General features: G+C 67.4%; 9 protein-coding genes and 1 pseudogene. 9 read left to right on the forward strand and 1 reads right to left on the reverse strand.

The window, feature by feature from the left end; translation table 11 throughout:
• The first annotated feature begins 4 nt into the window (after positions 1-4).
• The 8 genes and pseudogenes from H074_RS34030 (at position 5) to H074_RS34065 (ending at position 10,418) form a co-directional block, all read left to right on the forward strand.
• Positions 5-1,450 carry a SagB family peptide dehydrogenase gene (locus H074_RS34030; RefSeq protein ID WP_007034640.1) on the forward strand — a complete coding sequence of 482 codons (1,446 nt, stop codon included), beginning with the start codon at positions 5-7 and terminating at the stop codon, positions 1,448-1,450.
• Between the two features lie 279 nt (positions 1,451-1,729).
• Positions 1,730-2,632: a helix-turn-helix domain-containing protein gene (locus H074_RS34035; protein ID WP_420805409.1), complete on the forward strand. Its 903-nt coding sequence runs from the start codon at positions 1,730-1,732 to the stop codon at positions 2,630-2,632.
• A gap of 159 nt (positions 2,633-2,791) precedes the next feature.
• A pseudogene (locus tag H074_RS34040) lies at positions 2,792-3,733 on the forward strand (DUF1702 family protein); the annotation flags it as partial.
• Between the two features lie 167 nt (positions 3,734-3,900).
• Positions 3,901-5,865, forward strand: a complete 1,965-nt coding sequence (locus H074_RS34045) for a CRTAC1 family protein (RefSeq protein WP_007034643.1) — start codon at positions 3,901-3,903, stop codon at positions 5,863-5,865.
• Positions 5,862-6,857 (forward strand): hypothetical protein, encoded by a 996-nt coding sequence (locus H074_RS34050; protein WP_007034644.1) that lies wholly within the window; start codon positions 5,862-5,864, stop codon positions 6,855-6,857. The genes H074_RS34045 and H074_RS34050 overlap by 4 nt, the downstream gene beginning before the upstream one ends.
• Positions 6,854-8,206: a cytochrome P450 gene (locus H074_RS34055; RefSeq protein WP_007034645.1), complete on the forward strand. Its 1,353-nt coding sequence runs from the start codon at positions 6,854-6,856 to the stop codon at positions 8,204-8,206. The genes H074_RS34050 and H074_RS34055 overlap by 4 nt, the downstream gene beginning before the upstream one ends.
• Positions 8,207-8,211: 5 nt before the next feature.
• A complete protein-coding gene (locus H074_RS34060) occupies positions 8,212-8,769 on the forward strand; it encodes a DUF5987 family protein (RefSeq protein ID WP_007034646.1) in 558 nt (185 codons plus the stop codon).
• Positions 8,766-10,418 (forward strand): GMC family oxidoreductase N-terminal domain-containing protein, encoded by a 1,653-nt coding sequence (locus tag H074_RS34065; protein WP_007034647.1) that lies wholly within the window; start codon positions 8,766-8,768, stop codon positions 10,416-10,418. Before H074_RS34060 ends, H074_RS34065 begins: the two co-directional genes overlap by 4 nt.
• A gap of 510 nt (positions 10,419-10,928) precedes the next feature.
• On the opposite strand, the gene H074_RS34070 is transcribed toward H074_RS34065, so the two are convergent.
• Positions 10,929-11,507, reverse strand: coding sequence for an RICIN domain-containing protein (locus H074_RS34070; RefSeq protein WP_007034648.1), 579 nt, complete (start codon positions 11,505-11,507; stop codon positions 10,929-10,931).
• Between the two features lie 428 nt (positions 11,508-11,935).
• On the opposite strand from H074_RS34070, the gene H074_RS34075 reads away from it, so the two are divergent.
• On the forward strand, positions 11,936-12,922 hold the full coding sequence (locus tag H074_RS34075; protein WP_007034649.1) for a carboxymuconolactone decarboxylase family protein: 987 nt from the start codon (positions 11,936-11,938) through the stop codon (positions 12,920-12,922).
• The last annotated feature ends 134 nt before the right edge of the window (positions 12,923-13,056 follow it).

A 13,056-nucleotide genomic window follows, 5' to 3' on the forward strand; every position in this document is an offset into this window, starting at 1 on the left:
CGGTGTGGCCGAAACGATCCCCTTGTGGTCGCTCACCGACGACAGCCTTGTCGAAATCGGTGAGGACGGGTCGCTGGTGGTCGTCACCCGCTGGGGCGAGTACGAATTCGATCACGCGGAACCGCTGGTCCGGGAATCGTTGCGGCGGATGGCCCTGGGGCCGGTCTCACTGGCGAACGTGACGTCTTCGTGGGAGCCCGTCGAGCGGGAGCCCGATCTCGAAGGCGAGCTCAGCTGGACGGCCGAGGGCGCCGACGCGTTGCGGCAGGCGCTCAAGGAACTCGGCGGTTCCGTGGTGCGCTCGCTCGGTCTCGCCGACGGCCGGGGACCGCTGCTGTCGGTGATCCCGGTCGCGCTCGCGCCGGTGTTCTCGCCGGTGGAGATCCCGGCCACGCGCCCGATCCGGTTGTCCCGCTTCAGCTCCCTGCGTTCCGACGCCGACGGGATGGGGCTGGAGTCGCCGTCCGCGTGCTATCGCGTCGTGCTGGTCCAGCCGTGGGCGGTGCACGTCGCGGCGACACTGGCGACGGCGAAATCGGTCGGGGACATCGTGTCCACGACCGGGATCGATCCTGGGGTGGTCGGCGGGATCGTGTCCTATCTGGTCGCCGCGGGTGTCGTCCAGGTCGCCGGGGAGCACGGCCGGTTCGCCGAGGACGACGATCCCGAGCTGGGCGTGTGGTCCCCGGACGAACTGTCGTTCCACACCACGAGCCGGACCTGGCGCCCGGGCGGCCCGGCCGACCTGCCGGGGCTCGGGAAACCGCCGGTGGTCAAGGCCGCCACCGGCGAGGGGCCGCTCCACCAGCTGTACCGGCCGGATCTGGCCGACCGCGCGGAGACCGATCCGACGTTGACGGCGTTGCTGGAGAAGGACCACACCTGCCCCGAATTCACCGAAGGCGTGCTGTCGGCCGAACAGATCGGCGAGTTCCTGTTCCGCGGTGCGCGGATCCGGTCGATCGGGCCCGCGCACCTGCCGAACGGGCCGGCGCACAGCGCCTCGCAGCGGCCGTACTTCAGCGTCGCCTGCCTGTACGAACTCGAGTTGTACGTCTCGATCAACCGCTGCTCGGGGCTGGACCGCGGGATCTACCACTACGACCCGCTGGAGCACCGGCTCGGCCTGGTCAACGCCGACGAGGCCGATCTCGGCGCGATGCTCGACATGGCCATGATCGGCGGCGGGAACCATCGGCGGCCTTCGGCGCTGATCACCGTGACCGCGCGGATGCCGCGGATGGCGTCCGTGCTCGGCGGTGGCGCGTACGCCACGACCCTGGCGCATGTCGGCGCGCTGCAGCAGACGCTGTACCTCGTCGCCCGCGCCATGGGGCTGGCCGCGCACGCCGTCCCGGTGGACGCCGGCGACCGCGTCGACCGCGCCCTCAAGCTCGACTGGCCCGCCGAAGTGAGCGTCGGCGAGTGCGTGCTCGATCTCCCCGTCTGAACCTCGTGGAACTGGTCGACATGTCGTGACTCGCGTGCTCGGACACGTGACTCACGTGCTCGGACACGTGACTCGCGTGCTTGGGCGCGGAACTCGGTGATCGGCGTCTGAGCACACGAGATCCGCCGTTGAGCACGCGAGTCACGTCTTCGGGCACGCGAGTGCGGCCTTGCGGTCGCCTGCTCGGCCGCCTCTCGATCGCTCGTCGAGCATGCTGAAATCGACAACGCGTTTGCTGACGTACAGAGGAAAAGCGACAGCGAATCCGAGGTTGGTCTGATGCAGCTACGAACAGTCGCCATGGCGGCGAACGAGAAAGGCGTCACCGAACCCGGTCGGCTCCCCGAGCCGGCGTCCCCCCTGCAACCCGCGGTGCTGCAGGCCATCTCATCGATGCACGCGAGGTACTTCGACCCGATCACCTTGGGCGACCTGGCATCGGAAGTCTTCGTCAGCCCGTTCCACTTCTCGCGGATCTTCACCAAGGCGACCGGTGTCACCCCCGGCCGGTACCTCACCGCGATCCGGCTCTTCGAAGCGAAACGACTGCTGCTGACGACATCGCTGACGGTGTCGGACATCGTGTGCAGTGTCGGCTACAGCAGTGTCGGCACGTTCACCAGCCGCTTCACCCGTGCGGTCGGGATGACCCCGACCCAGTACCGCGATCCCGAGGTCGGCGAACTGCTCGTCGCGCTGGCCCCGCACTTCCAGCGGCTCCCGACCCTGGAAGCGTTGCACAGCGCCGGAATGGGCAGCGCCACGATGCGCAGTGGCACCGGCACGATCAGCGTGCGCGTCGAGACCCCGCGCGGGGCCGGCCCGGCGAGTGTCCTCATCGGACTGTTCGCCGAGTCGATCCCGCAGTGCGGGCCGGTCGCCTTCGGTGGCAGGGCGAACGTCCTGTCGGCGGACATCGAGATCCAGAACGTCCCCGAGGGCCGGTGGACCGTCATCGGGGTGGCCGAGCACGCCGCGGGGACCGCGGCTTCCTCGTTCTCCGTGGGCACCCTGCCCGGCCGCGTCGACATCACCCGGTACGGCAGGGTCCACCTTCGGATGCCGATGCGCGCCCCCCGGCCGACCGACGCGCCGATGGCGATCACCCTCGCCGGCGGCCCGGCGTCCGCCGGGAACCGGATGACCATGCCCGCTCCCGAGTATCTCCGCGCGGTCGCCTGACCGAGGCTATTCCCTCGTTCTCCCGGTCTCGCAAACCGGGAGAACCGCGGCGCAACCGCGGAGTAGCCGCGTCATCGCCACGCGTGTGAGCCTTTAAGCAATCCGGAATTCGAATCCACCCGTTAGGGGGAGAGTGCGTTGGGCAATGGTTGGCGCACGATCAGACGTCGCATGATCACGCCGGACGTCTCCGAGACGTCACTGGACAAGCGTGGTTTCCACAAGAAGAGCCCGGCCGCTCAAGAATTGCTGGAGACCGTCGGTGAGAAATTCCTGCTCGGCTACGCGCACGCGGTCGAAGCGCGCTCCGTCGATCAGGCGGAGGAATGGCTCGAACGTATTCCGGTGAAATACCGCGGCTTCGCCTACGAGGGTGCGGGAATGGGTTATGGAATGCTGGACGGGCTGCCGGGCGGCGGGCGCCGTCACATCGAGAGGTTCCTCGACGGCCCCGGCGAGAAGCACGACTACATCATCTACGTCGGTGTCGGCTGGGCGATGGCGCGGCTGCCGCGCTTCCGCTGGCCGTCCGCCGAGGACTTCGACCCCTTGCTGCGCTGGCTGGTGCTCGACGGCTACGGCTTCCACCAGGCGTATTTCAAGACGGCGAAGTACATCGACGGGCAGTTCCAGGACCCGGACTTCTCCTGGCCGCCCGGCAACGACGGGTACGCGCTGCGGGCGATCGACCAGGGCATCGGGCGGGCGCTGTGGTTCATCTGCGGTACCGACGTCGATCTGGTCGCCGACACGATCGCGCGATTCCCCGAGCGGCGGCACGGAGACCTCTACGCCGGCATCGGGCTCGCCTCGACCTACGCGTGCGGTGTCACCGGCGACGAACTGCTGAAGCTGGCCGAGTTCGCCGGTGAGCACCGCGGGAATCTGGCCCAGGGCAGTGCTTTCGCAGCCGAGGCCCGCGTCCGCGCCGGGCTGTTGATTCCCGAGACCGAGGTCGCCACGCAGGCGATCTGCGGGCTGCCGGCCGAGCGCGCCGCGGCCATCACCCAGGAGGTCCGCCCGGCTGTGGTGGTCGACGGCGAACTCCCGGCTTTCGAAACCTGGCGACAGCGCATCGCCACCGAGGTACTCACTTCGGGACAGATAGCGGAGCAGCCAACGGAAGGCGTAAGCGCGCCACTGGCCGAAGGCCCCGCTATCGCGGCGGCAGGGCGCCAGCCGTCGAACCCTCAGGATCAACCAGAAAGAGCGCCCTGGCGACGTGATCGCGGTAGCGCGCTTACCAAGAAACACGGAGGTGCAGGGAAATGACCGCGACCTTGGGCTGGCTCCGCAAGCAGCTTGCGGGCATCGTGGCGCTGTTGCTGATGGCGGGACTGTTCGTGGTGGCGCAGCTGCCCACCGTCTCGACCGCCGAGGCCGACACCATGGCCTCGAAGTACGCGTTCGAACCGTTGACGATCGCCCTGCCGGAAGCGGCGAAAAGCCAGTCGATCCGGACGGTGAACAAGGAGTACGAGCACATCCGCGCCTGGATCTCCTCGGTCGGCGCCGCGATCGCGGTCAACGACCTCGACGGCGACAAGCTCGCCAACGACCTGTGCTTCGTGGACCCGCGCAGCGACCAGCTGGTGATCACCCCGACGCCGGGCAAGGGAGGGGACCGGTACGCGCCGTTCGCGCTCGACGCGGCGCCGCTGCCGATGGGCAAGTACATCGCGCCCATGGGCTGCGTGCCCGCGGACTACAACGAGGACGGCCGCGTCGACCTGCTGGCCTACTACTGGGGCCGCACCCCGATCCTGTTCCTCTCGAAGCCGGGCGCCACGAAGCTGGAGCCGAAGGCCTACGAGCCGGTGGAACTGGTGCCGGGCAACAACTCCAAGAACGGTGAGTACGCCGGTCCACTGTGGAACACCAACGCCGCGACGGTCGGTGACTTCGACGGCGACGGTCACCAGGACATCTTCATCGGCAACTACTTCCCCGACAGCGCGGTGCTGGACGACCGCGTCGACGGCGGGGTCGAGATGAACAAGTCGATGTCGCACGCCGACAACAGCGGCGGCAAGTACATCCTGCGGTTCACCGGCGCCACCCAGGGCGCGAAGCCGAGCGCGACGTTCGCCCTCGACGACAAAGCCATCCCGGCCGACGCCCGCGGCGGCTGGTCGCTGGCGGCCAGCGCGACCGACGTCGACGGGGACAACCTGCCGGAGCTCTACATCGGCAACGACTTCGGTCACGACCGCCTGCTGTACAACAAGTCCCGCCCCGGCCACGTCGAATTCGCCGAGGTGAAGGGTATTCGCGGGCCCAACGAGCCGAAGTCCAAGGTGCTCGGCAACGACTCCTTCAAGGGCATGGGCGTCGACTTCGCCGACCTCGACCACGACGGTCTCTACGACCTGTACGTCAGCAACATCACGACGTCCTGGGGTATCGAGGAAAGCCACTTCCAGTTCATGAACACCGCCAAGGACACCGCGGATCTGCGCGGTCGCCTGCAGGGCGGCGAGGCGCCTTGGGTGGACCGCAGCGCACAGGCCGGCACCGCGTGGTCCGGCTGGGGCTGGGACGTCAAGATCGCCGACTACAACAACAGCGGTGAATCGGTGATCACGCAGGCGACCGGGTTCGTCAAGGGCGACGTCAACCGCTGGCCGCAGCTGCAGGAGCTGGCGACGTCGAACGACGAACTGCTGAAGCACCCGTACTTCTGGCCGAACATGCGTGCCGGTGACGACGTCGGTGGCGACCACACCCTGCACTTCTGGGCCAAGAGCCCCGACGGCCGCTACACCGACCTGGCCCCGCGCCTCGGTCTCGCGGTCCCGGTGCCCACCCGCGGTATCGCCACCGGCGACGCCGACGGTGACGGCAAGCTCGACTTCGCCGTGGCCCGCCAGTGGGAGCAGCCGATCTTCTACCACAACGTCAGCCCCGACTCCGGGGCGTACCTGAACCTGAAGCTGATGCACGACAAGGCTTCGGTCGACGGTCCACTCAAGGCGGCGGGCACCGCGGCGATCGGCGCACAGGTCACCGTCGTCACCCCCGACGGCAAGAAGTACATGGACCGCGTCGACGGCGGCAGCGGCCACTCCGGCAAGCGCAGCCACGAGATCCAGATCGGACTCGGCAAGGTCACCGGGCCGGTGAAGGTCCACCTGCAGTGGCGCGACCTGACCGGGCAGATCCGCACGCAGGAAGTCCAGCTGACCCCGGGCAGCCACACGTTCCAGCTCGGCGCTCAGGCTAAGGAGAAATGACCGTCATGGCTGAGCAGACACTCACGGCACCGAAGAGCAACAAGACGATCACGGCCCTTCGCCGGTTCGCGATCTCGATCACCATCTTCAACATCATCGGCTACACCGTGCTCGGTTTCGAGCAGCCCTACACCTATCCGTTCATCGCGCTGGCGACGGCGTACACCACGGAAATCCTGCTGGAGATCATCGGCGCCCGCGTACAGGGCCGGGATGTCCGCTTCCGCGGCAACGGTTTCAAGGGACTGGTGGAGTTCCTCTTCCCCGCGCACATCACCGGTCTGGCGCTGAACATGCTCACCTACGTCAACGACCAGGTGCTCGTCATGATGTTCGGCGTCGTGGTCGCCGTCGGCGCCAAGTGGGTGCTGCAGGCCCCGGTGCGCGGCAGGCTCCGCCACTACATGAACCCGTCGAACTTCGGCATCACGATCATCCTGCTGGTGTTCCCGTGGGCGAGCATCGCGCCGCCCTACCACTTCACCGAGCAGGTCGACTCGTGGGTCGGCTGGCTGATCGTCGGCATCATCATGGTGTCGGGCACCGTGCTCAACGCGATGCTGACCCAGCGGATGTGGCTGATCGGCGCCTGGCTGATCACCTTCGCGCTGCAGGCGATCATCCGTGGCCTGGTGTTCGACACCGCGATCCCCGGCGCGCTCGGGATGATGACCGGCGTGGCGTTCGTGCTCTACACGAACTACATGGTCACCGACCCGGGCACGACCCCGTCGAAGCCCGCTTCGCAGATCCTGTTCGGCTCCGGGGTGGCGCTGGCGTACGGGTTCTTCATGATCGTGCACGTGGCCTACGGCCTGTTCCTCGCCACCGCGCTGGTCTGCCTCATCCGCGGGATGTTCCTGTGGGGCCTGCACTTCTCCAAGAAGGCTACCGAGAAATGGGAGGCCGAGCAGGCGAAGTCGGCCGAAGTCACGTCCCTGCCGAAGCCGGCCGAGAAGCCGGAGACGGAAACCGGGGCCGTGGCGGCATGACGCAGGGCGCGGAAAACAGCCGGGTGGCGCGTCTCGCGCCGCCCGGCCCGCCGCGCCGGGCGACCTTCGGTCTGCTGAAGAAACTCTTCACCGACCGGCTGGCGCTCATGTCGGACTCGGCCCAGGTGCACGGGGACGTCGTCCGGATCGCGATCGGTCCCAAGACGATGTACCTGGTGAACCATCCCGAACTGGCGAAACACGTGCTCGCGGACAACGCGGCCAACTACCACAAGGGAATCGGCCTCCAGGAGGCGAGGCGGGCGCTCGGCGACGGGTTGCTGACCAGTGACGGCGACGTCTGGAGGAAGCAGCGCCGGACCATCCAGCCGGTGTTCCAGCCCAAGCGGATCGCGCGGCAGGCCTCGGTCGTCGCGAACGAGGTCGAAGGACTCGTGAAACGCCTGCGCGACACCGAAGGACCGGTGGAGATCCTGCACGAGATGACCGGGCTGACCCTCGGTGTGCTCGGCAAGACTTTGCTCGACGCGGACCTCGGCGGGTTCACCTCGCTGGGGCACTCGTTCGAAGCCGTGCAGGACCAGGCGATGTTCGAAGCGGTGACGCTGAGCATGGTCCCGCAGTGGGCCCCGCTGAAGAAACAACTGCGGTTCCGGGAATCGCGGGACGACCTCCGCCGTATCGCCGACGAACTCGTCGAGCAGCGGCTGGCGAACCCGGTCGAGGGGGGCGAGGACGTGCTGTCCCGCCTCATCGCGACCGGCGGGACCCGCGAGCAGATGCGGGACGAGCTGATCACCCTGCTGCTGGCCGGGCACGAGACGACGGCGAGCACGCTGGGCTGGGCGTTCCACCTGCTCGACGAACATCCCGAAATCGCCGGAAAACTGCGTGCCGAGGCCGATTCGGTACTGGGCGACCAGTTGCCGACGCACGAGGATCTGCACCGGTTGCCGTACACGGCGAGGGTCGTCGAGGAGGTCATGCGGCTGTACCCGCCGGTGTGGCTGCTGCCGCGGGTGGCGCAGGCCGACGACGAGGTCGGTGGCTATCACATACCCGCCGGATCCGACGTCGTCGTCGTGCCCTACACGCTGCACCGGCATCCGGCGTTCTGGCCGGAGCCGGAGAAGTTCGACCCGGAACGGTTCGATCCGGACCGGCCGAGCGGGCGGCCCCGCTACGCCTACATCCCGTTCGGCGCCGGGCCGCGGTTCTGCATCGGCAACAGCCTCGGCGTGATGGAGGCCGTTTTCGTGCTGACGATGGTCCTGCGCGACCTCGAACTCAGGAAGCTCCCGGGCTACGACGTGGTTCCCGAGGCGATGCTGTCGCTCCGGGTGCGCGGCGGGCTCCCGATGACCGTGCACACCAGGAACAGGAGGTAGGTTCCGTGGATTCGGACGAACAGATCGAGGTGTCCACTTTGGAGGCCTACGCGGACACGATCGTGCCGGGGGAGAAGCGGTTCCCCGATGACCACGCGATCGCCGGCGCTTCGCCGGGGCCGGGCGCGGTCGTGGCGGGCGCGCTCGAACTGCTGCACACCGAGGCGACCGGCGTGACCGTCGGGCTCCCCTATCTGGCGGAGTCCCTCAACCATCACGCGAAGGTCTACGCCAAGGAACACGACCTCACGCTGGACGCGTCACTGCCGTCGTTCGTCGCACTGTCCTTCGAGGACAGGACGGCGCTCGTGCGGTCGCTGACCGCGCCGGGACATCCGGAGAAGGACGGCTGGGTCAGCCTCGCCTTGTTCTGCAACATGTCCTTCGACAGCGCGGCGCACAAGCACACCGCCGAAGCGATCGCCGAGGGCCACCCCGGTCTGCTGGCGATGGGGTACACCGCGCCGGACGAAGACGGTCTGTGGCGGTTCCCGAAGTTCTCCTACCGCCGCGAGCTGGCGCGAATACACCCTGACACCACGCCTTCCGGGAGTCCCGCATGAACGCCTACGACAAGACCGACGTCGTCATCGTCGGCAGCGGGTTCGGTGGCTCCATCCCCGCCTACCACCTGGCCGCGGGCGGGGCGAAGGTCACCGTGCTGGAACGCGGTCCATGGCTGGAGACGAAGGAGTTCGAGCACGATTACCTGCTCGGCTCGTCCTACACGCGGGCTTTCGACTTCGTCGTCGGCGACGGCATGAGCGTGCTCGGCGGGAACTGCGTCGGCGGTGGCAGTGTCGTGTACTTCGCCGCCATGCCGCGCGCGCCGAAATTCGTTTTCGAACGCCACGGCAGCATCGGCCGCCGTATGTGGCCTTCGGCGCTGACGCGCGACACCCTGGAGCCCTGGTACGACCGGGTGTCGGAATCCCTCCCTGTGTCCAAACAGGACTGGAACGACGTTTCGTACGCGGGTGGGCTGTGGGCGGCGTTCTGCGACCACTCGGGCCGGACCGCCAATCCGGCGCCGGTCGCGGTGGACAACGACCGCTGTGTGAACTGCAACTTCATGATGGCCGGCTGCCGGTTCGACGCGAAACGCTCGCTGCTGACCAACTACCTGCCCGCGGCGCTCGCGCACGGCGCCCGGATCCGGCCGCTGCACGAGGTCCAGCGGATCGAGCGCATCGACGACGGCGACTACCGCGTGCACTTCAACATCGTGGACGACGAGGACTACCGTCTTCAGTCCGGCAGCGGGACGATCGACGCGAAGATCGTCATCATCGCCGCGGGCGCCGGCGCGACCCCGGTGATCCTGCAGCGTTCGGAGGCGGCGCTGGGCACCATGCCGCACGCGGTCGGCCGGTACTTCTCGGGCAACGGCGAGCGGCTCAACACCGCGATCATCAACGAGGAGCGGGTCCGCGAGGTGCTCGGGCTGTCCCGTGAGGACGGGAAGGTCTACGAGGCCAACCACATCGGCAAGGGCCCGACCGTGGCTAACTGGGACAAGCTCGACGGTTCGCTGCCGGAGTACGAGCGGTACTCGCTGGAGCAGCTTTACTTCCCGCCCGGGCTGGGCACGATCCTCGCGCAGGTGCCGGATGGCGACGAACCGCGCTGGTTCGGGGCGCAGAAGAAGGAGATCCTCAAGAAGTGGGCCTCCTGGCTGACCATCTTCCTGATGACCGAGGACGACAACGAAGGCGTCTTCGGCGCGCCGCCGCCCACCGGCAACGCCTACCGCATCTCGCAGCAGATGCTCGGCCGCGGCCCGTTGAAGTACGACCCGACGCCGAACACCCTGCGTGGCTGGTCGCTGGCCGACGCGGAATGCAAGGAGATCCTCGAGAAGGACGGCCTGGCGAAGGTGGCGCCGTGGACCAACGACGTCGTCGGCGCGTACACGGTGCACCCGCTGGCGTCGTGCCGGATCGGTGACGACCCGGCGACCTCGGCACTGCACCCGAACCACGAACTCCGCGATCACCCCGGGATCTTCGTGACCGACAGCGCTTCCGTGCCGGGCGCGCTGACGGTGAACCCGGCGATGACGATCGCGGCGCTGGCCGAGCGTTCGGTGCCGGGCATCGTGCGGGCGCTGCAGGCGCGCGGCGTCGACGTCTCGTACGGCGCTCCGGCGCCGGATGGCTCCATCACCGGGCGGCGCGCGGTCAGCAAGCTGTCCCTGGTGGCCGGGAGCTGACTTACGACGGGTAAGGCAAACCTGTCGTGACCGAGTCTCCTGTTGCGAAGGCCTTCTTCGCCGGCTTCAGGGTGGACAGAGAGTGGTTCGCCGCGCTGTTCTGGACTGGACGACGAGGCCGGCCGTGCGGTCGTGAGTGGTAAAGAGCGTTAGAACGGACCGTTATTTGCCTACCCGCTGCCGACCTGCGCGAGGGCGAGATCCCAGCGGAGGTATCGGGATCGTCGATGAAGGAATTAGGACACTCAACGTCCCGATTCCTTCATCGACGCGAGGTGACCCCCGCCCCGGACCATGATCAACGGAAGATCCGGGACACTCAACGTCCCCAATCCTCCGTTGATCAAGGCTGTGCCACTCAAACCCGGCGGCCGGCACCCCGCCCACCCGCACCAGCTCCACCACGGCACCAAGACGGGGGCAGGTCCAGTAGGTAAGCAAATACCCGTCCACCAGAACGCTCTTTACCACTCACGACCCCGCCCAAAGCCGCGCCGACGTCACACGACACTAGTCCACCGCGGTGATTCGCCATTGCTGGTTCTGCCCGTTGTGGCAGGGCCATTGGATCAGGTGAGCGCCCTCGGCATGCGATGCACCTGACACATCCAGGCATTTGCCGCTATGCCTTGCCACGAGCCGATAGTAGCCGTCAGTGAGGTTCACGAACCGCCACTGCTGGTTCTGCCCGTTGTGGCAGGGCCATTGGATCAGGTGGGCGCCGTCGTCATGCGATGCACCTGACACATCCAGGCATTTACCGCTATTCCTCACCACGAGCCGATAGTAGCCGGAGCCGGCCGACTGAGCGGCCCATTGCTGGTTGTGCTGGTAGCGGCAGGGCCATTGGATCAGGTGGGCGCCGTCGGCCAGCGATGCCCCTGCCACGTCGAGACACTGACCGCTGTGTCGTGCGCTGATCGCGTACCATCGGAACTGCTGAATGTCATCGATCGTCGTCGTGGCCGAGTTGTTCCGTTCGACGATCTGCCCGCCCGATGCGGGTGGGCTTCCCATGACCGCGATGCCCGCGAAAAAGGTTGTCAGAACGATTCCGAATCGTAGTAGCCGGGATTTGCGGGAAAGCATTCCCTTACCTCTTTCCTTCTGCTGGAGAGTGGTTCATAGTCAGTCTGTGCCGATGGTTCTGCCGGTGATAGGTGGCCATATCGATGGCTCCGTCCGGTGAGCGGCCGCCGGTCCCGGATGGTGCGAAAGACTATTCGGCGAAGGCGCGCTTTCGACCACATGAGAGAAGACGCGTCCAGGGCTTCCGCCGCATCCTTGTCCGTACGACGTGTACGGACGTCGGTCTCTCGGATGCCAGGACCGGCATGCGGGAGTGAATGTTCGAGATCCAGAGGAGTGTGCGGTGGTATGAGCGTCGGTGTCGCACCCCGGCCGGCAACTCCGGCGCCGGACGGCCCCGTCACCGTGCGGTGGGTGGTCGACCGGCTTCCGTGGTCATGGGCGACTGATCGGCGCTTTCGCCCCGCATACCGAGGAGGAGGCGCCGGATGGCTCCGAAACCGGTGAAACTCGCGCTACGGCGCGCGTTGCGCGAGATCCGGCACGTCCGGCCGGTTCCGGCCGGCCGGGCGACCGGGCTGGTGCGCGACGTCTACCGTCAGCTCGAGCGGGACTTCGGCATGCTCGCTCCACCTGTGGCATTGCATTCGCCGTCGCCGCCGACCCTCGCGGCGAGCTGGCTGATGCTGCGGGAATCGTTGGTGACGGCGGGCGCGACCAGCCGGGCCGACAGGGAAGTCGTCGCTTCGCTGGTATCGCAAGCGAATTCGTGCCCGTACTGCGTCGAGGTCCATGGGATGGCACTGAGTTCGCTCGGCCGTTCCGAGGCGGCCGAGGCGATCGGGTCGGGGCGGGAGGTGGAGGATCCGCGGGATGCTGCCGGCTTGTCGCCCGCGGCTTCGGCTGAGCTGACCGCTGTCGCGTTCACGTTCCACTACCTGAACCGGGTGGTGAGTGTGTTCCTCGGGCCGTCACCGCTGCCTTCGGCCGTGCCGGATTCCGCGCGAGAGAGGGCGAAGAGTGTCCTCGGCCGGTTTCTGAAACCGGTCGAGGATGCTCTACCCGGTGCTTCGCTCGCCTTGTTGCCTGCCGGTTCCCGGGATTTCTCCTGGGCGGCGGGCAGTCCTGTCGTCAAGGAGGCCTTCTCCCGTGCTGAATCGGCTTTCGCCTCGTTGGCGATTTCTCCTGTGGTGCGGGACGTGGTGGGGCGAGAACTGTCCTCTTGGGATGGTTCCGCGCCTGGGCTGAGCCGTTCTTGGGTGGAGGCTTCGGTGTGCGATGTCTCCGATGGTGAGGTCGCGGCCGCGCGGTTGGCTCTGGTGGTGGCGAAGGCGCCCTACCAAGCGGACGAAGCTCTGGTGGCCGCCGCACGGCTGGGCGACCGGGAGCTGGTCGAGCTGGTGAGCTGGTCGAGTTTCGTTGCGGCGCAAAAGTGTGTGACGGGTCGCGTGAGCGGTGATGACGGTTCCGGTTGACAACCGTCAACACCGCTCACGAGAAGGTGACCCACGCCGTCCGGGAACGCCGTGGCGGCCCCCGGATTCGTTGGCCCGCCTTCAACAACATGAGAGAAGACGTCGGCCCGGCTCTGGTTCATGCTTGACCGGAC

The sequence above is a fragment of the Amycolatopsis decaplanina DSM 44594 genome, assembly GCF_000342005.1.
Lineage (GTDB): Bacteria > Actinomycetota > Actinomycetes > Mycobacteriales > Pseudonocardiaceae > Amycolatopsis > Amycolatopsis decaplanina.

Coding starts and splice junctions, on each gene's coding strand:
- H074_RS34035 (WP_420805409.1), top strand. CDS start 1,730: ATGCAGCTACGAACAGTCGCCATGGCGGCGAACGAGAAAGGCGTCACC.
- H074_RS34045 (WP_007034643.1), top strand. CDS start 3,901: ATGACCGCGACCTTGGGCTGGCTCCGCAAGCAGCTTGCGGGCATCGTG.
- H074_RS34050 (WP_007034644.1), top strand. CDS start 5,862: ATGACCGTCATGGCTGAGCAGACACTCACGGCACCGAAGAGCAACAAG.
- H074_RS34055 (WP_007034645.1), top strand. CDS start 6,854: ATGACGCAGGGCGCGGAAAACAGCCGGGTGGCGCGTCTCGCGCCGCCC.
- H074_RS34065 (WP_007034647.1), top strand. CDS start 8,766: ATGAACGCCTACGACAAGACCGACGTCGTCATCGTCGGCAGCGGGTTC.
- H074_RS34070 (WP_007034648.1), bottom strand. CDS start 11,507: ATGCTTTCCCGCAAATCCCGGCTACTACGATTCGGAATCGTTCTGACA.
- H074_RS34075 (WP_007034649.1), top strand. CDS start 11,936: ATGGCTCCGAAACCGGTGAAACTCGCGCTACGGCGCGCGTTGCGCGAG.